Source organism: Pseudomonas sp. TH49 (assembly GCF_016650625.1).
Lineage (GTDB): Bacteria > Pseudomonadota > Gammaproteobacteria > Pseudomonadales > Pseudomonadaceae > Aquipseudomonas > Aquipseudomonas fluorescens_H.
In genome coordinates, this window is record NZ_JAEKFL010000001.1 from 988,005 (window position 1) to 1,014,277 (window position 26,273).

Annotated in this window: 22 protein-coding genes and 1 riboswitch; of the genes, 7 read left to right on the plus strand and 15 right to left on the minus strand. The window is 61.7% G+C overall.

All coding sequences use genetic code 11. The features are described 5' to 3' along the window. Complete coding sequence (gene serB, locus JFU48_RS04575) at positions 1 to 1,215, minus strand: phosphoserine phosphatase SerB (RefSeq protein WP_003221079.1); 1,215 nt, start codon at positions 1,213 to 1,215, stop codon at positions 1 to 3. A 134-nt stretch (positions 1,216 to 1,349) separates the two neighbouring features. On the opposite strand from serB, the gene JFU48_RS04580 reads away from it, so the two are divergent. Beyond that, positions 1,350 to 2,864, plus strand: a complete 1,515-nt coding sequence (locus JFU48_RS04580; protein ID WP_201135954.1) for an AhpA/YtjB family protein — start codon at positions 1,350 to 1,352, stop codon at positions 2,862 to 2,864. Positions 2,865 to 3,116: 252 nt separating this feature from the next. Here the strand turns inward: JFU48_RS04580 and JFU48_RS04585 are convergent, their stop codons facing one another. From JFU48_RS04585 to JFU48_RS04625, 9 genes are all read right to left on the minus strand, one after another. Beyond that, positions 3,117 to 3,827 carry a PqiC family protein gene (locus tag JFU48_RS04585; RefSeq protein ID WP_003221076.1) on the minus strand — a complete coding sequence of 237 codons (711 nt, stop codon included), beginning with the start codon at positions 3,825 to 3,827 and terminating at the stop codon, positions 3,117 to 3,119. 186 nt (positions 3,828 to 4,013) lie between these two features. Further along, complete coding sequence (gene parC, locus JFU48_RS04590) at positions 4,014 to 6,278, minus strand: DNA topoisomerase IV subunit A (protein WP_003221074.1); 2,265 nt, start codon at positions 6,276 to 6,278, stop codon at positions 4,014 to 4,016. Between the two features lie 7 nt (positions 6,279 to 6,285). Next, complete coding sequence (locus JFU48_RS04595; RefSeq protein WP_103485526.1) at positions 6,286 to 6,810, minus strand: retropepsin-like aspartic protease family protein; 525 nt, start codon at positions 6,808 to 6,810, stop codon at positions 6,286 to 6,288. Beyond that, entirely contained in the window at positions 6,807 to 7,796 is a 990-nt protein-coding gene (locus JFU48_RS04600; RefSeq protein WP_201135955.1) for an esterase-like activity of phytase family protein, read from the minus strand. Before JFU48_RS04600 ends, JFU48_RS04595 begins: the two co-directional genes overlap by 4 nt. Further along, a complete protein-coding gene (gene parE, locus JFU48_RS04605) occupies positions 7,796 to 9,703 on the minus strand; it encodes a DNA topoisomerase IV subunit B (protein WP_003221068.1) in 1,908 nt (635 codons plus the stop codon). Before parE ends, JFU48_RS04600 begins: the two co-directional genes overlap by 1 nt. A 42-nt stretch (positions 9,704 to 9,745) precedes the next feature. Beyond that, on the minus strand, positions 9,746 to 10,354 hold the full coding sequence (locus JFU48_RS04610; protein WP_003221066.1) for a YqiA/YcfP family alpha/beta fold hydrolase: 609 nt from the start codon (positions 10,352 to 10,354) through the stop codon (positions 9,746 to 9,748). A 158-nt stretch (positions 10,355 to 10,512) separates the two neighbouring features. Then, positions 10,513 to 11,328 carry a 3',5'-cyclic-AMP phosphodiesterase gene (cpdA, locus tag JFU48_RS04615; protein ID WP_003221064.1) on the minus strand — a complete coding sequence of 272 codons (816 nt, stop codon included), beginning with the start codon at positions 11,326 to 11,328 and terminating at the stop codon, positions 10,513 to 10,515. Positions 11,329 to 11,427: 99 nt separating this feature from the next. Continuing rightward, positions 11,428 to 11,880 carry a DUF1249 domain-containing protein gene (locus JFU48_RS04620; protein ID WP_003221062.1) on the minus strand — a complete coding sequence of 151 codons (453 nt, stop codon included), beginning with the start codon at positions 11,878 to 11,880 and terminating at the stop codon, positions 11,428 to 11,430. Then, positions 11,871 to 12,488, minus strand: a complete 618-nt coding sequence (locus tag JFU48_RS04625) for an NUDIX domain-containing protein (protein WP_103485530.1) — start codon at positions 12,486 to 12,488, stop codon at positions 11,871 to 11,873. The genes JFU48_RS04620 and JFU48_RS04625 overlap by 10 nt, the downstream gene beginning before the upstream one ends. A 228-nt stretch (positions 12,489 to 12,716) precedes the next feature. Between JFU48_RS04625 and JFU48_RS04630 the strand changes: the two genes are divergently transcribed. Continuing rightward, complete coding sequence (locus tag JFU48_RS04630; RefSeq protein ID WP_103522583.1) at positions 12,717 to 13,463, plus strand: RsiV family protein; 747 nt, start codon at positions 12,717 to 12,719, stop codon at positions 13,461 to 13,463. On the opposite strand, the gene cytX is transcribed toward JFU48_RS04630, so the two are convergent. Together cytX and thiC are read right to left on the minus strand one after the other, a co-directional pair. After that, positions 13,432 to 14,724, minus strand: a complete 1,293-nt coding sequence (cytX, locus tag JFU48_RS04635) for a putative hydroxymethylpyrimidine transporter CytX (protein ID WP_003221056.1) — start codon at positions 14,722 to 14,724, stop codon at positions 13,432 to 13,434. The genes JFU48_RS04630 and cytX overlap by 32 nt on opposite strands. Before the next feature lie 187 nt (positions 14,725 to 14,911). Continuing rightward, complete coding sequence (gene thiC, locus JFU48_RS04640; RefSeq protein ID WP_003221055.1) at positions 14,912 to 16,801, minus strand: phosphomethylpyrimidine synthase ThiC; 1,890 nt, start codon at positions 16,799 to 16,801, stop codon at positions 14,912 to 14,914. A 145-nt stretch (positions 16,802 to 16,946) separates the two neighbouring features. Next, a riboswitch (TPP riboswitch) is annotated at positions 16,947 to 17,052 on the minus strand. A gap of 206 nt (positions 17,053 to 17,258) precedes the next feature. Here thiC and JFU48_RS04645 point away from each other — a divergent pair. Continuing rightward, complete coding sequence (locus JFU48_RS04645) at positions 17,259 to 18,692, plus strand: TolC family outer membrane protein (RefSeq protein WP_003221054.1); 1,434 nt, start codon at positions 17,259 to 17,261, stop codon at positions 18,690 to 18,692. A gap of 168 nt (positions 18,693 to 18,860) precedes the next feature. Here JFU48_RS04645 and waaA read toward each other — a convergent pair whose 3' ends face one another. Both waaA and JFU48_RS04655 read right to left on the minus strand, forming a co-directional pair. Continuing rightward, positions 18,861 to 20,135 carry a lipid IV(A) 3-deoxy-D-manno-octulosonic acid transferase gene (gene waaA / locus JFU48_RS04650; RefSeq protein ID WP_201135956.1) on the minus strand — a complete coding sequence of 425 codons (1,275 nt, stop codon included), beginning with the start codon at positions 20,133 to 20,135 and terminating at the stop codon, positions 18,861 to 18,863. 11 nt (positions 20,136 to 20,146) lie between these two features. Beyond that, positions 20,147 to 21,049 carry a LysR family transcriptional regulator gene (locus JFU48_RS04655; RefSeq protein ID WP_045122268.1) on the minus strand — a complete coding sequence of 301 codons (903 nt, stop codon included), beginning with the start codon at positions 21,047 to 21,049 and terminating at the stop codon, positions 20,147 to 20,149. Between the two features lie 102 nt (positions 21,050 to 21,151). Here JFU48_RS04655 and JFU48_RS04660 point away from each other — a divergent pair, with 102 nt between their 5' ends. The 4 genes from JFU48_RS04660 (at position 21,152) to JFU48_RS04675 (ending at position 24,673) form a co-directional block, all read left to right on the plus strand. Beyond that, a complete protein-coding gene (locus JFU48_RS04660) occupies positions 21,152 to 21,484 on the plus strand; it encodes a DMT family transporter (RefSeq protein ID WP_003221050.1) in 333 nt (110 codons plus the stop codon). A gap of 204 nt (positions 21,485 to 21,688) precedes the next feature. Next, complete coding sequence (locus JFU48_RS04665) at positions 21,689 to 22,864, plus strand: NAD(P)/FAD-dependent oxidoreductase (RefSeq protein WP_201135957.1); 1,176 nt, start codon at positions 21,689 to 21,691, stop codon at positions 22,862 to 22,864. Continuing rightward, positions 22,861 to 23,673 carry an aldo/keto reductase gene (locus tag JFU48_RS04670; RefSeq protein WP_003221046.1) on the plus strand — a complete coding sequence of 271 codons (813 nt, stop codon included), beginning with the start codon at positions 22,861 to 22,863 and terminating at the stop codon, positions 23,671 to 23,673. Before JFU48_RS04665 ends, JFU48_RS04670 begins: the two co-directional genes overlap by 4 nt. A gap of 31 nt (positions 23,674 to 23,704) precedes the next feature. Beyond that, a complete protein-coding gene (locus JFU48_RS04675) occupies positions 23,705 to 24,673 on the plus strand; it encodes a hypothetical protein (RefSeq protein ID WP_003221044.1) in 969 nt (322 codons plus the stop codon). 90 nt (positions 24,674 to 24,763) lie between these two features. Here the strand turns inward: JFU48_RS04675 and hldE are convergent, their stop codons facing one another. Continuing rightward, entirely contained in the window at positions 24,764 to 26,185 is a 1,422-nt protein-coding gene (gene hldE / locus JFU48_RS04680) for a bifunctional D-glycero-beta-D-manno-heptose-7-phosphate kinase/D-glycero-beta-D-manno-heptose 1-phosphate adenylyltransferase HldE (RefSeq protein ID WP_003221042.1), read from the minus strand. Positions 26,186 to 26,273: the final 88 nt, after the last annotated feature.

Consider the following 26,273-nt stretch of genomic DNA (forward strand, 5'->3'; position numbering starts at 1 on the left):
TCAGAGTTGCCCGTCGCGATCGCGAAAGCCCAGCAGATACAGCACGCCATCCAGCCCAAGGGTGGAAATCGCCTGCTTGGCCGACTGCTTGACCAGCGGCTTGGCGCGGAACGCTACACCCAGGCCGGCAATCGCCAGCATTGGCAGGTCATTCGCGCCATCGCCGACAGCGATGGTCTGCTCCAGACACAAGCCTTCCTTGTGCGCCAGTTCCTTCAGCAGATCTGCTTTACGCTGCGCATCGACAATCGGCTCTATGGCCACGCCGGTGCACTTGCCATCGACCACTTCCAGTTCGTTGGCGAACACGTAGTCGATGCCGAGTTTGGCCTGCAACTGCTTGGCGAAGTAAGTGAAGCCGCCGGACAGGATCGCGGTCTTGTAGCCCAGGCGCTTGAGTTCGGCGAACAGGGTTTCCGCGCCTTCGGTCAGGCGTAGCGAAGCACCAATCGAGTCCAGCACGCTGACATCCAGGCCCTTGAGCAGCGCCAGGCGCTCCTTGAAGCTGGCGCGGAAATCCAGTTCGCCAGCCATCGCGCGCTCGGTGATGGCCGAGACTTGCTCGCCGACACCGGCGGCCTTGGCCAGCTCGTCGATGACTTCGGCTTCGATCAGGGTCGAGTCCATGTCGAACACCGCCAGACGCCGGTTGCGACGGAACAGCGAATCTTCCTGGAAGGCGATGTCGACATTCAGCTCCTGAGCAACGCTGAGAAATTCGGCACGCAGGGCCTGCGGATCAGCCGCTTCGCCACGCACGGAGAACTCGATGCAGCCCTTGCCCTTGTCGGCCGGCGTGTCCAGTGGCATGCGACCCGACAAACGGTCGATATGATCGATATTCAAACCATATTTGGCAGTGATCGAACTGACAGCCTGCAACTGACCGGCGGTCACTTTGCGGGTCAACAGGGTGACGATGTGGCGTTTTTTGCCCTGATTGCCCACCCACTGCTGGTAATCCTCTTCGGACACCGGGGTGAAGCGCACCTGCTGCTCAAGCTCGTAGCCCTTGAACAGAATGTCCTTGAGCACGGCTTTGCCTTGCTCGGAGTCGGGAATTTCAACCAGGATGCCGAACGACAGGGTGTCGTGGATCACCGCCTGACCGATGTCGAGAATGTTCACACCACCCTGGGCCAGAACGCCGGTAATGGCCGCAGTCAGACCCGGACGGTCGACTCCCGTGATGTTAATCAGGACGATTTCGCGCAACGCGCACCCCCGCAACTGGAAAAAAACCGCATTCTACCCACTTTCAGTGACCATCGGGCACCGCGAGCGCTTTGCCGGTCTAGGGCCTGTCGCTATACTGCGCGTCAACTTCACGGACAAAAGAGCCGAGCTCAGTGAACCGGCCCACGCCAGTTAAAACCGATAACTTCTTCCTGCTGATCTTCCGTGCACTGCGCCACCGCCGTGTGCCGATTGCATTGCGCATTGCCAGCCATAACGTGATCCTGGTCGCTCTGGCCCTGGTGATCTATGCCGGGGTGATGGGCTTGCAGTTCAAGCAGGCCATGCACGAGCAGGCCGATGCGCTGGGCGAAAGCCTGACCACGCAGACCGCCACCTCTGCCACTGAACTGTTGGTGTCCAACGACATCCTCAGCCTCAACGTGCTGCTCAACAACCTGACCAAGAACAAGCTGGTGGCACACGCCGCTATCTATAGCGTGGACAACCGCATCCTCGCCGAATCCGGTCAGCGCCCCAAGCACAGCCTGCTGGGCGAAGCCGAGGGCATGTACGAGAGCAAGATCACCTTCCAGGACGTGACCGCCGGGCAACTGCGCATCAGCCTGGACATGGATCAGTTCCAGCAGCCGATGACCATCAGCCTGCAAAGCATGGGTATTCTCAGCGCGATTCTGCTGGCCCTGTCGCTGGCCCTGAGCCTGCGCATGGGTCGCTACCTGTCGACGCCGCTGCTGCAATTGCGCGTCTGGCTGCGCAACATCGACGAATACACCCCGGCCACCGACCGTCAGGACGAGATCGGCGACTTGGCGCGTCAACTGCACGCCAACTTCGCTCCGGAGCCTGCACCAAAACCCGAGCCCGAGCCGGAACCCGAGTTCGAAGAAGATGAGCCAGAGTTCGAAGTGCGCAATCTGCGTGACCCGAGCTTTGACGAAACCCGCCCAATGGCCGCGCAAAAGCCTGCGCCGCGCCACGTGGTCAGCACCGTTGAAGACGATGATGACGACGAAGACCCGTTTGCCGATCTGCGCGACGAGTCGCTGACCGAAGCCGCTCCAGCGGCCCCGCGTCAGGCGACCCCGAGCGTTCCGCAACACAGCGCGGTGCTGGCGATCCAGTTGGGTTCGCAAGAGCAATTGCGGCGCCTGCCGCGTGCCCGTCTGGAAGAGTTGCTGGAGCGCTATCGCGACTGCCTCGACCAGGCCGCTTCGCTGTATCAGGGCGAAATCGAAACCCTGAACGATGGCAGCACACTGATGCTGTTCCACACCGAAGACAGCGGTGATGACTACCTGACCAACGCCATCTGCTGCGGCGAGTTGCTGCGGGCGCTGGGCCATCAGTTGCAGATCGAAGTCGCCGACAGCGGCATCACCCTGCAATTGCAACTGGGCCTGACCCTGGGCGATGATCTGTTCGGTCTGAGCCAGATCGACCTGCTGCTGACCGATTCGGCTCAGGATGCCCTGGCCCTGTCGCAACACAGCCGCAACCTGCTGCTGGTCGAGCGCAAGATCGGTGATGATGCGCTGATTCGCCAGCGTGCGCGGATCCGCCCGATCGCCAGCCCTGAGGGGGCCTGCTGTGTCGAGCGGTTGATGGAGCCTTATCCGTCGATGCTGGAGCGGCAACTGGCGCGGATGCATGAGCGCCGGGCGTAAGCCTTAGGCCAGATGCACAGAAGCCCGCAGACGAGTGATTGTCTGCGGGCTTTTTTGTCGCCTGTACCGGCCCTTTCGCGAGCAAGCTCGCTCCCACAGTGGACGGTTGCTGCCACAGACCTTGTGAACACCTTCAAGACCTGTGGGAGCGAGCTTGCTCGCGAAGAGGCCCGCACTGACGGCAAAGATTTCCAGCCCCCAGACACAACAAAGCCCGCACAAGGCGGGCTTTGGGTTTGACTCGATCCAGCCTTAGAAGCGGAACACTTCCATATCGGTGCGAATCGGCGAAGCCATCGGAATCTTCGGTTGCTTATCGGCATCCGCCGCCGGCGCTGCCGGTTTTGGCGCCGCTTTACGCGGAGCTTCGGCCACTGGTGGCTGGTTGGCCAATGGCTTGAGCGCCACCGACAACTGCTCGGCCAGACGCTGCAGCAGAATGCCCTGCGCCTGAACCTGCGAAGCCGTAGTCCCGGCGTGCAGCTCTTGCAGATGAACGATGCGGTTATCGCGCACCTGACCACGACGGTCGATCAGACGCCATTGCGCATCGAGGATCGCCGGTTGTTTCTCACCGGAGTCCAGACGCGTGATGGTCAGCAATACCTGCACATCCGGGGTAAAGCCCAACGTGGCCGGTGCCAGCACCACACGCTGGCTGTCGAGATGACCGGCCACCTGACGCATGAGCAATTGATCGATATCCGACGAAAGGCTGCCGGCCCAGCGACCGTCGGTCGAGGCTTGCAGGCTGCCGTCCGGTTGACGTTGCAGCAGGGTTTCACGTTGCAGGTAGTCGGCCACGACTACCGGACCCAACAAAACCGCCATGCCTGCGCTTTGCGCAGGCTGAACCGGACTTCCACTGTCCAGTTGATACAGCGACACCGGCTGGTGAACGCTGCAGCCCGCCAGGCCCAAAACGCCAGCGAGCAGGAAAATAAGGGGGCGCAGAGCAGTCATCATCCCGTCCAGGTGGCCGCCACAAGGCTGACCACAGTGAAAATACTCAATAAATATGAAGAACGCTCGGCCACGCCGGCGTTTGGAAAGGCCATATCATCCGTGAATATGCGTTCCGACTCCAGCGCCAAAGCGTCGATCTACGCGTTAAATCGCAGATCGAGCTCTCTAGGAGGGCGTTCTCGCCTAATTGAGGTTTTCGACGAGCAGCGCATCTACTCGCTGGAAGCCACGTGGCAGCTTATTGCCACGACGTCCGCGTTCACCCTTGTAGTGTTCGAGGTCGTCGGCCTTCAGCGACAGAGTCCGCTTGCCGGCCTGCAGCACCAAGGTGGCGCCTTCCGGAAGCACGGCGATGTCCGTGACATATTCTTCGCGACTGGCCACGCGCTCACCGGAAATCCCGATGATCTTGTTACCTTTGCCCTTGCCCAGCTGTGGCAGATCGCTGATTTTGAAAATCAGCAGGCGCCCCTCGGTCGTGACCGAGGCCAGCCAGTTCTGTTCACGATCGGCGACCGGACGCGGCGCGATGACTTTGGCGTTGTTCGGCAGGCTCAACAAAGCTTTACCAGCCTTGTTCTTGGCTTGCAGGTCTTCGCCTTTGACCACGAAACCGTAACCGGCGTCGGAGGCGATCACGTACAGCGCATCGTCTTCCGGCATCAGCACGCATTCGAAGGTCGCGCCCGGTGGCGGGGTCAGGCGGCCGGTCAACGGCTCGCCCTGGCCCCGAGCCGATGGCAAGGTGTGCGCGGCCACCGAGTAACTGCGGCCGGTGGAGTCGATAAACACCGCAAACTGATTGGAACGCCCCGCCGCCGAGGTCTTGAAGCCGTCGCCAGCCTTGTACGACAGACCGGTGGCGTCGATGTCATGCCCCTTGGCCGAGCGAATCCAGCCTTTTTCCGACAGGACAACGGTGACTTTCTCGTTCGGCAGCAGATCGTGCTCGGTCAGCGCTTTGGCTTCAGCACGCTCGACGATTGGCGAACGACGGTCATCGCCATAGGTTTCCGCATCTTTCAGCAGCTCGGTGCGCACCAGCTTCTTCAGCTTGGCTTCGCTGCCCAGCAGGGCTTGCAGCTTGGCCTGTTCCTTGAGCAGTTCGTCCTGCTCGTCGCGCAGTTTCATCTCTTCCAGTCGCGCCAACTGCCGCAGACGGGTGTCGAGGATGTAGTCGGCCTGAATCTCGCTGAGGGCGAAACGCTCGATCAGCTTGGCTTTCGGGTGTTCCTCGGTGCGGATGATGTGGATCACTTCATCCAGGTTGAGGTAAGCGATCAACAAACCGTCCAACAGGTGCAGACGACGTTCGACCTTGTCGAGGCGGAATTGCAGGCGGCGACGCACAGTCAGCACGCGGAACTCCAGCCATTCGACCAGCAATGCCCGCAGGTTTTTCAGCTGCGGTTTGCCGTCCAGACCGATGATGTTGACGTTGACCCGGTAGGTCGACTCCAGCTCGGTGCTGGCGAACAGGTGCTGCATCAGCGCTTCGTGATCGACGCGGCTGTTGACCGGAATGATCACGATACGGCACGGGTTTTCGTGGTCGGATTCGTCACGCAGGTCGGCGATCTGCGGCGCTTTCGACGGTTTGGCCTGCATCAGCGCGGCGATCTGCTCCAGCACTTTGGCCCCGGAGACCTGGTGCGGCAGCGCGGTGACGATGATGTCGCCGTCCTCGACGTGGTACACGGCGCGCATGCGCACCGAGCCCTTGCCGGTTTCGTACATTTTCAGCAGGTCGGCGCGCGGGGTGATGATTTCCGCTTCGGTCGGATAGTCCGGGCCTTGAATGTGCTCGCAGAGCTGTTCGACCGTGGCCTTCGGCTCATCGAGCAGACGCACGCAAGCGGTGGCGACTTCGCGCAGGTTGTGCGGCGGTACATCGGTGGCCATACCGACAGCGATGCCGGTGGTGCCGTTGAGCAGGATGTTCGGCAAACGTGCTGGCAGAACCAAAGGTTCCTGCAGGGTGCCGTCGAAGTTCGGCCCCCAGTCAGCGGTGCCCTGGCCCAGTTCGCTGAGCAGCACTTCGGAATAACGCGACAGACGGGCTTCGGTGTAACGCATGGCCGCGAAGGACTTCGGATCGTCCGGCGCACCCCAGTTGCCCTGTCCGTCGACCAGCGTGTAGCGATAGCTGAACGGCTGAGCCATCAGCACCATCGCTTCGTAGCACGCCGAATCGCCGTGCGGGTGGAACTTGCCGAGCACGTCACCGACGGTACGCGCCGATTTCTTGTGCTTGGAATCGGCGTCCAGCCCCAGCTCGCTCATGGCATAAACGATACGCCGCTGTACCGGTTTCAGGCCGTCGCCGATATGCGGCAGAGCACGGTCCATGATCACGTACATGGAGTAGTTGAGGTAGGCATTTTCGGTGAAGTCAGCCAGCGAGCGGCGTTCTACACCGTCCAGGCTGAGATCAAGGGAGTCGCTCATGCGGGCCTCATCGGTTCGTTGTCTGGCGCAGCAGCATGGTGCCACCGCGCTGGGTAAATTCAAGTTTGTTCAGGGCGCTCATGCCGAGCAGCACCTGATCGCCATGCAGCCCCGGCGCGACCAGTGCGCGGACATCCCGCAGCACGATGTCGCCCAGTTGCAGGCGGTCGATTTTTGTACGATAGCCCTGGCTCAGGCCGTTGGCCGTGCTCAGGGTCACACCGAAACCTTCTTCCAGTTTCAAGCGTTTGGCCAGATCCGCCGGGATCGCCACATCGGTGGCGCCGGTGTCGAGCATGAACTCCACCGGTTCCCCGTTGATCTGGCCGCTGGCGACAAAATGCCCTTGGGCGTTGCCGGCCAGTTGCACTTCGATCACCCCATCATGCTGCTCGGACGTGACCACGACGTTCGGATTCTGCTGACGTTCTTCCCACTGGCCGAAAAACCGCGTGGCCAGAAACAGCCCCGCGCACCAGGCCAGAATCATCAACACCCGACCGGCGCGCTTGCCCGGCGGTTGCTGACTCACGGCTTGGCGCTCCAGCCACCTTCAGGCGCGGCGAAACGCCAGACGATCGGGCGAACCTCTCCGTCGGCGCGGGGGCCGAAATTATTGTCGACGCCGACCCACGCACCATCAGCATCAACGATCAATGCCTCTTCCAACCCGAAGTTTTGCGAGTAACGGCGGTTGGCCTGCAACAGTTCAGCGGCGTACGACCAGCAGCGCTCGACCTTGGCAGTCTGCGCGTCGCGCCGACAAATCTGGAAGGCGTTGCGTTCAAGGGTAAACAATTTGCCGTTGAACAACGAAAGGTCGGAAAAGTCGCGGTCGACCGCTTTGGCGTGCGGGAACTGCGGCGGCTGCATCTCCTTGCCGCCCTCGCTGAGCAGCACGCAACGACCGTCGCAATCCCACACTGTCTGCTGACGCTTGATCAGCAGCAAGCCGCGGTTTTGCCGTTCGCCGGCCAGCCACATCTGATCGCCCGCCGGGTTGATCGCCAGACCTTCGAAGATCGCATTGAAATGCAGGAGCATGCCACTGGCCCGCGCTTCGCGAACCATCATCGGCGAAATCTTCAGCCAGTTGACCGGGCCGCTGACGGGCACCTGCAAGACCGCCGCGTGGCCCTCGCTGACAATGTAGCGATTGCCGGCGCTGTCGCAGCTGATGCCTTCGAAATCGAGGTCGCCACCGCGCACGAACGACGCGGCCCAATTGCGCGAGCGCAATCCCCACGGCAAACCGGTCTCCGGCACCAGCGGCACGTCGATGTGCAAGGCCTCGGCCTGCCAGACCTGATCGGCGGTATTGAGCCGATAGATCTGATCGTCATCACGGTCCGACACCGCCCACAACTCGCTGCCACACATGGCCAGTCCCGACAGGTTGCCGCCACGCATGCCTTCGACCGGATGCTCCGAGAGCACGCGCAACTCCTGCAGCGGCTCCGCCGACACGCCCATCGCACTCAGCAGCAACGCACCCGCCAAGGCCCAGCCAAACCGCATCAGGCCAGCACCTCGGCGAGGTTGCCCTTGGATTCGAGCCAGGTCTTGCGGTCACCGGCGCGTTTCTTCGCCAGCAGCATGTCCATCATTTCCGAGGTTTCGGCGAAATCGTCGCCCAGCGTCAACTGCACCAGACGCCGGGTGTTCGGGTCCATGGTGGTTTCACGCAGTTGCGGCGGGTTCATTTCACCCAGACCTTTGAATCGGGTGACCTGCGGTTTGCCGCGCTTCTTCTCGGCCACCAGACGGTCGAGAATCCCGTCGCGCTCGGCTTCGTCGAGGGCGTAGTAGATCTCTTTGCCGAGGTCGATGCGGTACAGCGGCGGCATCGCCACGTAGACGTGACCGGCATCCACCAGCGGGCGGAAGTGCTGGACGAACAACGCGCACAGCAGCGTGGCGATGTGCAGACCGTCGGAGTCGGCGTCGGCGAGGATGCAGATCTTGCCGTAGCGCAGCTGGCTCATGTCCGCCGCGCCCGGATCGACCCCGATCGCTACGGCGATGTTGTGCACTTCCTGGCTGGCGAGCACTTCGCTGCCGTCGACTTCCCAGGTGTTGAGGATCTTGCCGCGCAACGGCAGGATCGCCTGGAATTCCTTGTCCCGCGCTTGCTTGGCGGAACCACCGGCGGAATCACCTTCGACCAGGAACAGCTCGGAACGCATCGGATCCTGACCCGCGCAGTCAGCCAGTTTGCCCGGCAGCGCAGGGCCTTGGGTAACGCGCTTACGCTCGACCTTTTTGCTCGCCTTGAGGCGGCGACCGGCGTTGTTGATCGCCAGTTCGGCCAGCGCCAGACCGGTTTCCGGGTTGGCGTTGAGCCACAGACTGAACGCGTCCTTGACCACACCGGAGACAAACGCCGCCGCTTCACGGGACGACAGGCGCTCTTTGGTCTGGCCGGAGAATTGCGGTTCCTGCATCTTCATCGACAGCACGAAAGCGATGCGCTCCCAGACGTCTTCCGGCGCCAGCTTCACGCCGCGCGGCAGCAGGCTGCGGAATTCGCAGAACTCGCGCATCGCATCGAGCAGGCCCTGACGCAAACCGTTGACGTGGGTACCGCCCTGCGCCGTCGGGATCAGGTTGACGTAGCTTTCCTGCACCGCATCGCCACCTTCCGGCAGCCACAACAGCGCCCAATCGACCGCTTCCTTGTTACCGGCGAGGCTGCCGCAGAACGGCTCGTCCGGCAGGCGTTCGAATTCGCTGACCGCGTCCACCAGGTAGGAGCGCAGACCGTCTTCGTAATGCCACTCGACTTTCTCGCCGGTGCCTTTGTCTTCGAAGCTGACCAGCAGCCCCGGGCACAGCACAGCCTTGGCCTTGAGCACGTGCTTGAGGCGGCTGATGGAGAATTTCGGTGAATCGAAGTATTTCGGATCCGGCGCGAAGTACACGCTGGTCCCGGTGTTGCGCTTGCCGACGGTGCCGACGATTTCCAGCTCGGTGGCCTTGAAGCCATCGGCGAAGGTCATCTGGTATTCGTTGCCGTCACGTTTTACCCGTACCCGGACTTCGGTCGACAAGGCGTTGACCACGGAAATACCCACCCCGTGCAGACCGCCGGAGAACTGGTAGTTCTTGTTGGAAAACTTGCCGCCCGCATGCAGCTTGGTGAGGATCAGCTCGACCCCCGACACACCCTCTTCCGGGTGAATGTCGACCGGCATGCCGCGACCGTCGTCGCTGACTTCCAGCGAGTGATCGGCGTGCAGAATGACCTGCACCGATTTGGCGTGGCCGGCCAGGGCTTCGTCGACACTGTTGTCGATGACTTCCTGGGCGAGGTGGTTCGGCCGACTGGTGTCGGTGTACATGCCGGGGCGTTTACGCACCGGGTCGAGGCCCGAGAGGACTTCGATGGCGTCGGCGTTATAAGAGCTAGCGCTGGGAGTGGCCATAGGGTCTCGTCGTCAGTGATTCAATGAAAAAGGGGCAAGACTTCACAGTGCGGTGAAATCGATTGCCTGATACAAATCGGCGCCAATGCCGGCAAAACTCAGCAACGCCGGCAATTGCCCGGCAAAACCCTGGAAACCATGGTCGCCGCCGGCCTGAATGCGCAGAGCACAGGCCCGGTAATACTGCTGGGCGAGGCGATAATCCAGTGTTTCATCGCCGGTCTGCAACCACACCTGATAACGCTGTGCATCCACGGGCGCCGGCACTTCCAGCTCGGCCAGGGCCGTCACATGGTCGCGGGTCAATTCCCAGGTCTCATCGGTATACAGGTTTTTCTGCGTGCCCAGGTATCCGTCGAACATCCGGTGCGGGCTGACCGCCGGGTTGACCAGCAGGGCTTTCAAGCCGTGGCGCTCAGCCAGGTGAGTCGCATAGTAGCCGCCGAGCGAGCTTCCCACCAGCAACGGCCGGCCCAGCTCGGCAATCGCCTGCTGCAACTGACCGATGGCTTCACGCGGGTGGTGATGCAGCGCCGGGACACGCAATTGGTCGCTCAAACCCAGCCGCTCCATTACCTCGACCAGCTGACAGGCCTTTTTCGAAGCCGGGGCGCTGTTGAAACCGTGGATATAGAGGATCGAACCGGACATTTGAGCTCCCTGAGTGTCGGCGAAAGATAGCGGAGTTTACAGGGAGTCAGCAGATTCGGGGGCGTTTGTATGGACGCCATCGCGAGCAGGCTCACTCCTACAGTCGATCGCATTCCCCTGTAGGAGTGAGCCTGCTCGCGATGGCCGCGAAGCGGTCTTCAGTAACCGTTGGAAGCGTAATCGACGGTGAATTCGAAGTCGGTAACCCGTTCGACGCCGGTTTCCAGCCGTCCATCCGGCAACAGCCGCAACCAGCGATATCCCGGCGCCTGCTCGCCCACCTTGAAGTCTTCACTCCCCGGTTCGAACTGAATGCAGGTCGAAGGCGAGGCCATCAACCGAACGCCGTTGCGCTCGCGGTCGAATTCCTGATGCACATGCCCCCAGAGCACTGCGCGGGCCTGCGGAAAACGATCCAGCACCGCGAAAAACGCTTCCGGGTTACGCAAGCCGATCGGCTCTGCCCACGCGCAACCGATCGGCACCGGATGATGGTGGAAACACACCAGATGATGGCGCTGCGGGGCTTCGCTCAGCGAACGTGCGAGCAACTGCAACTGATCGTCCTGCAGATAACCCGGCACAGAACCCGGCACCGCCGAATCGAGCAAGGTCACCCGCCAGTTACCGATGTCCACCACCGATTCCAGCAATGCGCTTTGCTCCGCGGCCTCGGCCATGATTCGCGGCTCATCGTGATTGCCGGGAATCCAGCGCGCCGGCGCATTGATCTGCCGCGTCAGGTCACGAAACTGTCGATACGACTCCAGAGTGCCGTCCTGGGAAATATCCCCCGTGGCCAGCAGCAGATCAATCTGTGGCTGCTGACCCAGCGCCAGCTCGATGACTTTTTGCAGGCTTTCGCGGGTATTCATGCCCAGCAGCGTGCCGTCCGCCTCGGCGAACAGATGACTGTCGGATAACTGCACCAGCAACGCCGGATCGGCGGTGGTCAATGTGGATACGCTCGGCAAGGCGTTCTCCCAGGGCAAAAGCACGGAATCGGTTGAGTGCCGCAATTATGCTGGGGGATGACACAAAGAGGAAACCGACGAACCGGACGCAGTTCACAACTAGCGTACGACTTCGTACTCGTGCCCCAGGGCCAGACAATGGCTCAGCCATTCCCCCAGGAACAGATTGAGCTGGGCCTTTTCATCCGGCTGATGCATCGCGGCGTTCGGGTAAGGATAGATGCCGCGAAAGCGTCGTGCATGTTCGGCGCTGATGACCTCGGCCATGCGTGCGTCGTGGTAGACCTGCACTTCCAGCTGCGGCACCGGCAGCCACGGCAGACTGTGTTCCTGACGCACCTGCAAGGTGGTGGTGTACGGACAGGTCTGCAGCACTTCGAGGGCCAGCACGCCGAGCATCTGCTCGCCCTGGGTCACGGCGATGCGCCGCGCCTCGGGTTCGTTGCGCATGTCCGGCACCAGTCGCATCAGGCGCGCGTAGTTGGCCTCGCAGGCGGCTTGCAGCCCCGCGAGGTCGACTCGATAACGATCGCGCAGCTTGTTTACGACCATAACCCCCTCACTTCGGCGCGGTTCAGCGCCAGCCATTGCAAGGCGATGATGCTCGCCGCGTTGGCAATGCGTCCGTCACGTACGGCCTGCAAGGCATCTTCGAACGCCCAGACCGTGACGCGGATATCTTCTGCTTCTTCCTCCAGCCCATGCAGGCCGCCCACGCCGTCGGTGCTGCAGTGCCCCAGGTACAAATGCACGAATTCATTGCTGCCGCCCGGCGACGGAAAATACTTGGTCATCGGCCACAAGGACTTGATGTCCAGTCCAGCTTCCTCCTGCGCCTCGCGGTGAGCAACTTCTTCCGGCACTTCAGCCTTGTCGATCAGACCGGCGACCAGTTCGACCAGCCACGGGTTGTCGGTCTTGCCCATGGCGCCGACGCGAAACTGCTCGAGCAGCACCACTTCATCGCGCTGCGGATCGTAGGGCAGCAGGCACACGGCATCGTGACGCACGAAGACTTCGCGGTTGATCTCGCGGCTCATGCCGCCGGCGAACAGCTCATGGCGCAGGTGCAAACGGTCGAGCTTGTAGAAGCCCTCGTAGCAGCGCTCGCGCTTTACAACATCGACGGTGGCCGGAGTGGCGTTGGCAAAATCAGTCATGAGCATCCTCTCTACTGCAAATCCGATTCGAGGTTGCTTTGGGTGACCGGCAACCTCGACTTCGCGCCATCCTAACGCGCCCGCGATGATTGATGCAGCCCCTTTACCGTCAGCGGGATGGACGGTGGAGGCGAAACCCACTCTAATTAGCTTAGTGGCGAACTGACTGCCTCGACGAGAGTCGAAGCGGATAACTTTTTGCCTTCCTCTGTTTCACAAAGGACGCCCATGTCGCTCTTCAAAATTGCCTCCGTGGCCGCCATCGCCCTGACTCTTGGCGCATGCTCGAGCCTGTTCCAGCCCAGCTACCGCACGCCGCTGGAAACCACCCGCGATGCGTCGGAAACCCTGAAACCCGGCTGTTCCGGCCCGGACTGCCCACTGGTAAACATCGATACCCTGCGCTTCCCGGCTGAGCCGGCACTGGATGGCATCATTGAAAAGCGTCTGCTGCAAATGACCCGCAGCGAGCCAAATGCGCCGGTGGCACCAACGCTGGCCGCCTATCGTGATCAGTTCCTGCGCACCGCCGACCCACACTACGGCAGCTATTTGCAGGCCAAGGTACGTGAGCAGCATGACGGCTTGGTGATCATCGAGTTGTCGAGCTACCTCGACACCGGTGGCGCTCATGACACACCGGGGCGCGGCTTCATCAACTATTCGCGTCAGCAGCACAAAGTGCTGAGTCTGTCGGACATGTTGCTGCCGGGTCAGGAAGAAATGTTCTGGAAAGCCGCACAGGTAGTGCACAACAGCTGGCTGATCAACACCAGGCTCGATCAGGAACCGGAGTTCGTGAAGAATTGGCCATTCGTGAAAACCCCGAACGTGGCCCTGACAACCGGCGGCGTGGTGCTCAAGTACAACGTGAGCACCATCGCGCCTTACGCGCTGGGCCTGATCGAAATGACGATCCCTTACTCGCGCCTGAACGGCATCCTCAAGCCCGAGCTGTTTCCGGGCCGTAGCTGAAGGCTCGGCCGAGCACCAGCTGTAGCAGCCCTGCCAGCACCAGCGCCGGCAGGGTCGCGCCGACATCCGGATACAGATTCGCCAGCAAGTGGTAGGTGCTGATACCGCCCAGCCACGCCAACAGCGCCGGCCAGCGCAACGCGGCCGCAGCGACCTGGCCCCGGCGCTTGCGCAGGATGAAGTGATCGACCAGCACCACGCCGAACAACGGCGCGAACACCGAGCCGATCAGCAGCAGGAAGTTCTGGTACTGCGCCAGTGGCGCCAGCAGCGCGATCAGGGTGCAGAGCACGCCGATGGCCAAGGCCAGATGCTCGACTTTCAAGCGCAACAGAATCCCGCTCGACACCGCCGCCGAGTGAATGTCGGCGAAGGCGTTTTCCGACTCGTCCAACAGAATCAGCAACAGCGGAATCCCCAGGCCAGCACCGGCCAAAGCCAACAGCAACGCGTTGACTTCACCGCTCGGCGCGAACGCCAGGGTGTAGGCCACGCCGAGGCTCATCAACCAGAAATTGCCGATAAAGAAACCGATGGCGGTGCCACCAAATACGTTCTTCGCGCGCTTGCCGAAACGCGAGTAATCGGCGATCAGCGGCAGCCACGACAGTGGCATCGCGATGGCAATGTCGAAGCCCACGGCGAAGGGCATCGAACCGTCCCCGGTACGCGCCCAAAGCGCAGCCAGATCGGCCTTGGCGAACAGGTTCCAGGTCAGCCAGATGCAGGCCGCGAGGATCAGCCAGATGCCCCATTTACGCAGGATCTTGCGCACGAACGTCAGCGGCCCGCTGACGGCAAGCAGGGTCGCCAGCGCACCAAAGCACAAGGTCCAGAGCATCGGACTGGCCCACAGCGAACCTTCGCTGAACGCACGGGTGCCGAGCAGGCTGGCGGCGTCACGCATGACGATGATTTCGAACGAACCCCAACCGATCAGTTGCAGCAGGTTGAGCAGCGCCGGCAGGCCCGCGCCTTTGCTGCCGAGGCTGAGTTTCAGCGCGGCCATCGACGACAGGCCGGTGTCGCTGCCGATCACGCCGACTGCTGCCAGCAATAGCACGCCGACCAGGGTGCCGAGGAAGATCGCCAGCAGCGAACCGGACAGGCCCAGACCGGGCGCCAGCAAGGCACCGGTCTGCAACACCATCAGGCCGATGCCGAGGGAAAACCACAGGGAAAACAGATCGCGACCGCCGAATACCCGCTTGTCGGCGGGTACGGCGAGGTCGGGGGAATAAGTGCTGGGTTGAATGCTCAAGGGTGTTATCTCGGAGGAGTATTTTTGTCATTGAGATCCTTGACGCCTGTTCTGACGCCTTCGCGAGCAAGCCCGCTCCCACACTGGATCCCCCGTGAACACAAGTTTTGTGAACAACTGGATTCAAATGTGGGAGCGGGCTTGCTCGCGAAGAGGCCAGCACAGACACCGCAGACTTCAGGTCAGATCAAACCTTCTTGTACAGCTGACTGCCTTCCTTCTTGAACCGCTCGGCCTGTTCCGCGAGGCCTTGGGCGACATCCACGTCCACCGCGTCGATCCGCTGGTTGGCCGCGTATTCGCGGACTTCCTGAGTGATCTTCATCGAGCAGAATTTCGGCCCGCACATCGAACAGAAGTGCGCGACCTTGGCCGAGTCCTTCGGCAGGGTTTCATCGTGATACGAACGGGCAGTGTCCGGGTCCAGACCGAGGTTGAACTGGTCTTCCCAACGGAATTCGAAACGCGCCTTGCTCAAGGCGTTGTCACGAATCTGCGCGCCCGGGTGACCCTTGGCAAGGTCGGCGGCATGGGCGGCGATCTTGTAGGTGATGATCCCGGTTTTCACGTCATCCTTGTTCGGCAGGCCGAGGTGTTCCTTCGGCGTCACGTAGCAGAGCATCGCGCAACCGAACCAGCCGATCATCGCCGCACCGATACCCGAGGTGATGTGGTCGTAACCCGGAGCGATGTCGGTGGTCAGCGGGCCGAGGGTGTAGAACGGCGCCTCGTCGCAGCACTCCAGCTGCTTGTCCATGTTCTCTTTGATCAACTGCATCGGCACATGGCCCGGGCCTTCGATCATGCACTGCACGTCGTGTTTCCAGGCGATCTTGGTCAGCTCGCCGAGGGTCTCCAGTTCGCCGAACTGCGCTTCGTCGTTGGCGTCGGCAATCGAGCCCGGACGCAGGCCATCGCCCAGCGAGAAGCTGACGTCGTAGGCCTTCATGATTTCGCAGATTTCGTCGAAGTGGGTGTAGAGGAAGTTCTCTTTGTGGTGCGCCAGGCACCACTTGGCCATGATCGAACCACCACGGGAAACGATGCCGGTCACACGCTTGGCGGTCAGCGGCACGTAGCGCAGCAGCACGCCGGCGTGGATGGTGAAGTAGTCGACGCCCTGCTCGGCCTGTTCGATCAGCGTGTCGCGGAACAGCTCCCAGGTCAGGTCTTCAGCGACGCCGTTGACCTTCTCCAGCGCCTGATAGATCGGCACGGTACCGATCGGCACCGGCGAGTTGCGGATGATCCACTCGCGGGTTTCGTGAATGTGTTTGCCAGTGGACAAGTCCATCACGGTGTCCGAACCCCAGCGAATGCCCCAGGTCAGTTTCGCCACTTCTTCTTCGATGGACGAACCCAGGGCGCTGTTGCCGATGTTGCCGTTGATCTTCACCAGGAAGTTACGGCCGATGATCATCGGTTCCAGTTCGACGTGGTTGATGTTGGCCGGAATGATCGCGCGGCCACGGGCGATTTCTTCACGGACGAATTCAGCGGTGATTTCTTTCGGGATGCTCGCACCGAAGCTGTGACCGGCGTGTTGCTGGGTCAACAGGCCGGCGGCGCGGGCCTCTTGCAGCTTCATGTTTTCGCGGATGGCGACGTATTCCATCTCGGCGGTGATGATGCCTTTGCGCGCGTAGTGCATCTGGCTGACGTTGGCCCCGGCCTTGGCCCGGCGCGGGTTGTTGACGTGAGCGAAACGCAATTTGGTCAGCTCCGGGTCAGCGAGACGTTCCTGACCGAAGTTCGAGCTCAAGCCTGGCAGACGCTCGGTGTCGCCACGGTCGTCGATCCACGCCGAACGCACGTCGCCCAGACCTTTGCGCACATCGATCACCACGTTCGGATCGGTGTACGGACCCGAGGTGTCATACACGGTGACCGGCGCGTTGATTTCGCCGCCGAAGTCAGTCGGTGTCACATCCAGGGTGATTTCGCGCATCGGCACGCGGATGTCCGGGCGCGAGCCCTGAACGTAGACTTTCTGCGAACGAGTGAAGGGTTGAACGGACTGTTCATCGACCTTGGCCGAGTCACTCAGGTTGATCGCGTTTTTTGATTTTGTCGTCATCACGGGCTCTCCAGACAGCATCCAGCAGTGGATTGTCGGAGCAGAACCTGAAAGGCACGGACGCACCAGGACTGGTGCTGTGCATCGTCGTCGAGCGTTCGATTGTCGAACAATTTCCCGGACGAAGCACAAGAGGACTCGCCGGGTGACGAGAAATCTTGTTCCCTACGCAGGCGCTAACCTGATCAGGTTCAACGGGATCCGAAATTATTCGATCTCAGCCTCATAGCAAGGCACCCCGACAAGAACCCGGCCAGTCTAGACACAACCGGCAAAGAACGCCAACACCGCAGCAAACACCTTGATGAATGGCGTAATTAGCGGGACTTGCAGGATTGTTGCCGCACGTTTGCACAACTACACTCGCTGTGCCTTGCGCGCCTTGACGCTGCCGGGGCCGCGCCGTAGCCTTGGCGCGCACATTATTTTCATAATATTTTTTGCTAGGGATCGCCTCATGCTGCGCAAACTTTCACTGGCTCTTGCCGTGTCTTGTGCGTCCAACGCAATGGCCTGGGCAGCAGAAGCGCCCTTGTCGACCAAGACCGATCTGGTCAGCGTCTATCAGGAAGCGGTCGACAACAACGCCGATCTGGCCGCCGCCCGCGCCCAGTACGGTGCACAGAAAGAAGTGGTGCCGCAGGCCCGCGCCGGCTTGCTGCCCAACTTGTCTGGTGGCGCCGAAGTGGCGGACGTGCGCACCTCGATCGACCAGCCTTCGGCCATTGCCAATCGCAGCGCGCATTCCTATCAGGCGACCCTGGCCCAGCCATTGTTCCGCGCTGATCGCTGGTTCCAGTACCAGGCCGCCAAGGACGTCAACGAACAGGCCGCCCTGCAACTCTCGGCCACCGAGCAGAACCTGATCCTGCAATCGGCGGAAAGCTACTTCAACGTGCTGCGCAGTCAGGACAACCTGGCTTCGACCAAGGCTGAAGAAGCCGCGTTCAAGCGTCAGCTTGACCAGTCCAACGAACGCTTCGACGTCGGCCTGTCAGACAAGACCGACGTGCTGCAATCGCAAGCCAGCTACGACACCGCGCGCGCCAACCGCATCGTTGCGCAGCGTCAGGTGGATGATGCGTTCGAAGCGCTGATCACTCTGACCAACCGCCAGTACAACTCGATTCAGGGCATCGTTCACACGCTGCCGATCCTGCCACCGACGCCAAACGACGCCAAGGCCTGGGTCGACACCGCAGGCAAACAGAACCTCAATCTGCTGGCGAGCAACTTTGCGGTCAGCTCCGCCGAACAGACCCTCAAACAGCGCAAGGCCGGTCACCTGCCGACCCTCGATGCCGTGGCCAAATATGAAAAGGGTGACAACGACGCCCTCGGCTTCGCCAACCCGAACGCCTTCGGTACTCCGTACGGTGGCAACGTCGAGCAAAGCACCCTGGCCCTGCAACTGAACATTCCGATCTACAGCGGCGGGCTGACCAGCTCGCAAGTGCGCCAGTCCTATGCGCAGCTGGATCAGAGTGAGCAACAGCGCGAATCCCTGCGCCGGCAAGTGGTGGAAAACACCCGCAACCTGCATCGCGCGGTGAACACCGATGTCGAGCAGGTGCAGGCGCGCCGCCAGTCGATCATCTCCAACCAGAGTGCGGTGGAAGCCACGGAAATCGGTTATCAGGTGGGTACGCGCAACATCGTCGACGTGCTCGATGCGCAGCGTCAGCTGTACACCTCGGTGCGCAACTACAACAACACCCGCTACGACTACATCCTCGACAACCTGCGTTTGAAGCAGGCAGCGGGAACGTTGAATCCGGGTGACTTGCAGGACCTGGCGCGCTATCTGAAGCCCGACTACAACCCGGACAAGGACTTCCTCCCGCCGGATCTGGCCAAGGCAGCGGAAGCACAGCTCAAGGCGCGCCCGTAAACAATCTGGAAAATCCCCTGTGGCGAGGGGATTTATCCCCGATGGGGTGCGTAGCAGCCCCAAAACCATTCACCGCAGCGATTCAGTCAGATATGGCAAGCAGGGTTAACGACTGCTGCGCAGCCGATCGGGGATGAATCCCCTCGCCACAATAAATGTTCCAAGCGACTATTCGATCAACCTGCCCAGCCCATCCAGCAACCGCTGCAACGCCCCCTGATTACGCCGCATCACCGCCAGCCCGGCCTCGGCCATGCGTTGCGCATCGCGGGGTAATTCGAACAGGCGCTGCACTGCCACCGCCAGCCCTTCGGCGTCATCCACTTCGGCCAACGCCCCGGCTTCGCGCAATTGCGCGGCGATGTCGAGGAAGTTGAACAGGTGCGGGCCACTGATCACCGGTTTGGCCAGTGCCGCCGGCTCCAGCAGATTGTGCCCACCGTTCGGCACCAGGCTGCCGCCAACGAAAGCGCTGTCAGCCAACGCGTAGAGAAACAGCAACTCGCCCATGGTGTCGCCGAGCAGCACTGAAGTGTTCGCCTCGACATTGGCACCACTCGAACGGCGCACCGTGGCAAAGCCTTCACGCTGGCACAGCTCGAACACCGAGTTGAAACGCTCGGGATGGCGCGGCACCAGAATCAGCAGCGCATTCGGGTAGTTCGCCAGCAGCCGACGATGGGCGTCGAGCACGACCTCGTCTTCGCCTTCGTGGGTGCTGGCGGCGATCCATACCGGGCGCTCCAGCGCTTGCCACTGTCCGCGCAGCTCAGCGGCACGTTGCAGCAGTTGCGGGTCGATGGTCAGATCGAACTTGATCGAACCGGTGACTTCAACCGTCTGCGGGCGCGCGCCCAGATCCCGGAAGCGCTGGGCTTCGGCCTCGGTCTGCACCGCAAAAAAACTCATTTCAGCGAGCATCGGCGCGGTCAGTTTGCTGAAGCGGCCATAACCTTTGGCCGAGCGCTCGGACAATCGCCCGTTGGCCAATGCCACTGGAATCCCGCGTTTGGCGCACTGATGGATGTGGTTGGGCCACAGTTCGGTTTCCATGATCACCGCGAGTTTCGGTTTGGCGTGATCAAGAAAACGCGCCGCTGCGCACGGCAAGTCATAGGGCAGATAGCAATGCTGGATGCGCGGCTCGTTGGCGAACAGTGCCTGAATCCGTTCCGATCCGGTCGGGGTCATGCAGGTCACGGTGATCGGCAGCTGCGGATAACGTTGCAGCAAGGCGCGAATCATCGGCGCAGCGGCGATGCTTTCGCCCACCGACACCGCGTGCACCCAGATCCCGCCGGGTTGCAGTGGTGGCATCCCGTAGGAGAAGCGCTCGCCAATTCGTTTGGCATACGCCGGGGCCTTGCGCGAGCGCAGCCACAGCCGAATCGCCACCAATGGCAGCCCCAGGTAAAACAGCGCGGTGTAGAGAGTTCTATTCATGGCGGCGGAGTTTATCGACTTTTGTCGCCAATCGCCCGCAAGTGCACGGCAAAACGTTCGGCCAGCCAGCGCGCCGCAGGCCCCAGGGGTTCATCCCGGCGCCAGACCAGTTCCACCACCAAGGCCGGCGGGGTCCATTCGCTGTCCAGTTCAACCATCAAACCCTGATAGGCCGAGTACTGCACCACATGCCGGGGCAGCCACGCCCAACCGAGATCGCGCACCAGCCATTCGGCCATCACGTAGAAACTGTCGGCGCGCCACACTTGCGGGCTGGCCGGTTCGTTGCCGGGGTAGACGCTGGTTTGCGTCGACATCAGCAATTGCCGATGCTGCGCCAGTTGCTGGCAGGTGACGTAGGACTGCGTCGCCAGCGGATGGTTGATCCCGCAGACGGTGACCATTTCCACCCGGCCCAATACCCGTCGTTCCAGCGCTTCGGGGATTTCATCGTGATAGAACAGCAGGCCCAGATCGGCGCGACGCTCGACCAGTTTGCGTGCGACTTCACCCTGGGCGGCGCTGGTCAGTTGCACTTCGAGACTGGGAAATTGCTCGGCCAGCGCATCGAAGCTTTCCACCAGTGCCTGATAGGGCATCGCTTCATCCTGAGCCACGCGCAACTGCGCTTCCTGGCCGCGCATCATTGCCATCGCCCGACCGTTCAGACGCGCGCATTGGCGCAACACTTCGCGCGCCTCTTCGAGCAGTGCTTCCCCCGCTTCGGTGAGCCGGGGCTGGCGACCACTGCTACGCTCGAACAGGCTGACACCCAAATCGTCCTCCAACATGGCGATGGCGCTGCTGATCGCCGACTGCGCCTTGCGCTGCTGGCGCGCCACGGCGGAGAACGAGCGTTGCTCGGCGACGCTGACGAAGGCGCGCAGTTGATCGAGATTCCACTGGGTATTCATGCTGCAGCCCATCTTTAAAACAGATAGGTAATGACTTTACCCCATCTGGCGAGCGACTAGAATGCCGCCTCAGCAAGCAACGTTTTACATGAGGATCTACACATGAACGCCTACGCCTTCCTGGCTATCGCCATCTGCGCCGAAGTGATCGCCACCGTTTCGATGAAAGCGGTCAAAGGCTTGAGCACCCCGCTGCCGCTGATTCTGGTCATCGTCGGCTACGGGATCGCTTTCTGGATGCTGACTCTGGTGGTGCGCACTGTGCCAGTGGGTGTTGCCTACGCCGTGTGGGCCGGTATGGGCATCGTGATGGTCAGCGTCGCGGCGCTGTTCATTTATGGGCAGAAGCTGGATGTGCCGGCGATGCTCGGAATGGCGTTGATCGTGCTCGGTGTGGTGGTCATCCAGCTGTTCTCGAAAACTGCCGGTCATTAATTTGAAGTAACGCAAATTCCTGTGGGAGCGGGCTTGCTCGCGAATGCGGTTTATCAGACAACATTTCTGTTAACTGACATACCGTATTCGCGAGCAAGCCCGCTCCCACATCTGGTTTTGCATCTGCCCTGTTGATCATCGACAAATCCCCCTCTTTCCCGAGTCTGTATACTGCGCCCTCGTCTTGAACACTGAGGTCGCTGCATGCCATCCGTTATTTCCACCGACGTTCTGATTGTCGGCGCTGGTGTCGCCGGCCTCTGGCTGAATGCGCGTCTGCGCCGCCAGGGTTTTTCGACCGTGCTGGTGGAAAGCGCCAGCCTCGGCGGCGGACAGAGTGTGAAGTCCCAGGGCATCATCCACGGCGGCGCCAAGTATGCGTTGCACGGTGCGCTGACCGGTGCCTCGGAAGCCATCGCCGACATGCCGCGCCGCTGGCGTGAAGCGCTGGCCGGCAACGGCGAGCTGGATCTGTCCGGCGTGCGCCTGCTGTCCGAAGCGCATTACCTGTGGTCGCCCGGCACCCTCGCCGGCAATCTCACCAGTTTCTTCGCGAGCAAAGCCGTGCGTGGCCGGGTCGATCAGGTCAAGGGCGAGCAACTGCCGCCGGCGTTGCAAGACAAACGCTTCAAGGGCAAGGTCTACCGCCTCGCCGAGTTGGTGGTCGACGTGCCAAGCCTGATCCAGCGCCTGGCCGATCTGGCCGGTGACGGTCTGCTCGCCGGACAAACCATCGAGCCGCTGCTGGAAGCGGGTTTACTGGTCGGCCTGAAGGTCGACGGCCGCGAGATTCGCGCCCAGCGCATCGTCCTCAGTGCCGGTGCCGGTACCGCCCGATTGCTGGAAGACCTGGGCCTGACCCAACCGGCGATGCAACGTCGGCCGCTGCACATGATCATCGCCAAGGGCCCGAGCCTGAAGCCGTTGTACGCCCATTGTCTGGGCGGTGGCACCAAGCCGCGCATCACCGTCACCACTCACCCGGCCGCTGATGGCAACTGGGTCTGGTATCTGGGCGGCGACATTGCCGAAAGCGATGGCGTGGCCCGCGAGCCGGCCGAGCAAATCGCCACCGCGCAGAAAGAACTCGGCCAGTTGCTGCCATGGATCGACCTGAGCCAGGTGCAATGGGCGACCTTGCGCGTGGATCGCGCCGAGCCGCTGCAAACTGGCTTGAGCCGTCCGGACAACGCCTTCCTCGCCGAGCAGGGTCGCCTGCTGGTGGGCTGGCCGACCAAACTGGCACTGGCGCCAGACTTCGCCGACCGGGTCATCGCCTCTCTGGAACGCGACGGCATCCAGCCGCAACCGACCGAGCCGTTGCCGGCATTGCCAAAACCACCGATGGGCGTACCGGCCTGGGAGCAATTGTTGCCATGAGCGTCCCTACCCTGCACCAACTGCATCGCCCACTGGGCAGCACCGGTCTGATGGTTTCACCGCTGGGCCTGGGCACGGTCAAGCTTGGCCGCGACCAAGGGGTGAAATACCCCAACGGCTTCCAGATCCCCGACGATGACGCGGCACGCATGCTGCTCAATCAGGCCAAAGGGCTGGGGATCAACCTGATCGACACCGCGCCGGCCTACGGGCGCAGCGAAGAACGCCTCGGCCCGCTGTTGCGCGGCCAGCGGCAGGACTGGGTGATCGTCAGCAAGGTCGGCGAAGAGTTTGCCGACGGCCTGTCGCGCCATGACTTCAGCGCCGCACACACGCGGATGTCGGTCGAGCGCAGCCTGCAACGTCTTGAAACCGATTTTATCGACCTGGTGCTGGTGCACTCCGACGGCAACGACATGGCCATCCTTGAGCACGAAGAGGTCTACGCCACCCTCGCCGCACTCAAGGCCGAGGGCAAGATTCGCGGCTTCGGCTTCTCCGGCAAAACGGTCGAGGGCGGACTCAAGGCGCTGGAGCAAGGGGACTGCGCGATGGTCACCTACAATCTGAACGAACAGAACGAGAAGGCAGTCATTGACTATGCTGCTGCCCACGGCAAAGCCATTCTGGTGAAAAAAGCCCTGGCCAGCGGCCATGTGTGCCTGAGTCCGGGCGTGGATCCGGTGCGCGCCAGCTTCGAGTTGTTGTTCCAACAGCCCGGCGTTGCCAGTGCTATTGTCGGCACGATCAATCCGCTGCACCTCGCCCATAACGTTGCGACCGTTGCCCAGGTCCTTCGTGGTCACTGACGCCGCCCCGCGGCCTTAAGCAGGAGCCGACATGCCGCGCACGCTCATCAGAAAGAACCCGAGCAACTTCAAGACACTGCCGCTGTTCGTCGAGGCCACGCCCGAAGGCCTGACGTATCAGAGCGTCGGCATGCCGCTGAATTTCGCCCAGACCCTGCAACGGCGCAAACCGGTGAGCGTGGCGGATGCCGAGCGCTTCGCGGTGGAGCTGGCCAACCTCGGGGTCTCGGTGCGCCTGACCCTGCATTGGCAGAATCGCGATTACTGGGTGCTGGTGCGCCAGCGTCGGCAGGATCGTGGCGATGTGGTGCTCAAGCTGATTTCCGGTTACGTGCCTGCTCAAGAACTGAATATCCCGTTGCACACGGCGATTCAGGAAATCGCCGAAGAGTGTCTGCTGGAAACCCCGGAAGGCTGGCTCGGCGGACGCTTCAACGACACCTGGTTACCCGCACCCTACTCGTCCGCCCTGCATTACCGCGAGGCCCTGCCGTTTCGCCTGACGCCGCAATCCGGTTCCGCGCGGCCGGTGCGCTGCGCCAATCTGCAATTGCTCGAACGGCCACGGGCCTACGTGCATCTGCCGACCGCATCGCTGCAACTGATCTATGACTTGCGCCTGGAGGTGCCCAAGGAAGTCAAATCCTTGAGCCTGTTTCACGTCGATGAGCGACTGGAAGGCGATCAGCTTGTCGCACGACTGGACCGCAAGCGCCCCGATCTGTACCTGATGCCGTTGCAGGACGGCGAACCGCTGGCCGAGCTGTATACCTTGAAGAAAGGTCAGCTGTCTCCGGCAGGTACACGCGGTCTGTATCTGGCCGAAAGCTTCGCCAGACAGGATGGCTGGTTGGTGCGAGACGAGCGGATTCGCTGGAAGGACTGGTTACGCCAACAAGGCCTGACACCGCCGGAGAAACCCACGGGACTGGCGCGGTTGCGCGGCAAGGCCAGGCAATTGCTGAAGAAGATCGTACCGCGCAAGAAAGTCAGTTCCTGAAAAGCAAAAGATCGCCGCCTGCGGCAGCTCCTACAGGGAAACGCATTCCAATGTAGCAGCTGTCGCAGGCGGCGATCTTTTTAGCTTGAATCAGTTACCGCGGATTTTTTCCACGATCGCTGTGGTCGAGCTGTTTTCCACCAGACCCAGCACTTTCACCGTACCGCCGTAAGCCTTGACGATATCGGCGCCGACCACCTGGTCGATACCGTAATCACCGCCCTTGACCAGCACATCCGGCTTGACCTCGCGCAACAGGTTTTCCGGGGTGCCTTCCGGGAAGCTGATCACCCAGTCCACCGCACCGAGGCCGGCGAGTACCGCCATGCGCCGGTCGACACTGTTGATCGGGCGTCCCGGCCCTTTCAGACGGCTGACCGAGGCGTCATCGTTGATCGCCACGATCAGACGGTCGCCCTGAGCGCGCGCCTGTTCGAGGTAGGTCACGTGACCGGCATGCAGAATGTCGAAGCAGCCGTTGGTGAAGACGATGCGCTCGTTATGCGCACGGGCATCGGCCACTGCCAGCACCAGTTGCTCCAGCCCCAGAACACCACGCTCCGAACCTTCTTCACGCTGAATCGCGCGGCGCAGTTCCGGGGCGCTGATCGCTGCAGTACCGAGCTTGCCGACCACGATGCCGGCCGCCAGGTTGGCCAGCGCCACCGCGTGCGGCAGTTCTTCACCGGCAGCAATCGCCGCCGCCAGGGTCGAAATCACTGTGTCCCCAGCACCGGTCACGTCGAACACTTCACGGGCGCGGGCCGGCAAGTGCAGCGCCGGATGCTCCGGACGCAGCAGGGTCATGCCGTGTTCACCACGGGTGACCAGCAGCGCGCCGAGCTCGAGATCGTGCATCAGGGTCGCGCCCTTGCTCACCAGTTCGTGCTCATCGGCGCAACCGCCGACGATGGCTTCGAATTCGCTCAGGTTCGGCGTGATCAGACTGGCGCCACGGTAGATCGAAAAATCCTTGCCCTTGGGATCGGCCAGCACCGGAATGCCTTTGGCACGGGCCGCCTGAATCAAGGCTTGATGATTCTTCAGCGCGCCTTTGCCGTAGTCCGACAGCACCAGCACCTTGATGCCTTCGAGCAGATCATCGACCTGCGAGGCCAAGGCCAGCGCATCGGTGGCAAACGGTTCTTCGAAGTCGATACGCAGCAATTGCTGGTGCCGGCTCATGACCCGCAGCTTGACGATGGTCGGCTGATGCGCAATGCGCTGGAACAGGGCACGCACGCCCGCGCCCTTGAGACTGTTGCTCAGGCTGTCGGCGGCTTCGTCATCACCGGTCACACCGACCAGTGACGCCGGCGCGCCCAGCGCGGCAATGTTCAAGGCAACGTTGGCAGCACCGCCAGGGCGGTCTTCGATTTGCTCGACTTTTACAACCGGAACCGGTGCCTCAGGGGAAATCCGTGAGGTTCCACCATGCCAGTAACGGTCGAGCATGACATCGCCGACCACCAAGACTGGGGCTTGATCGAATCGCGGCATGGACAACTTCATGGAGCAACCCACATACAAAATGAACAGGGGCGCGATATTAACACAGGGTTGGCGCAGGCTTGTGTGCAGCCTGCAACAGGATGAAACA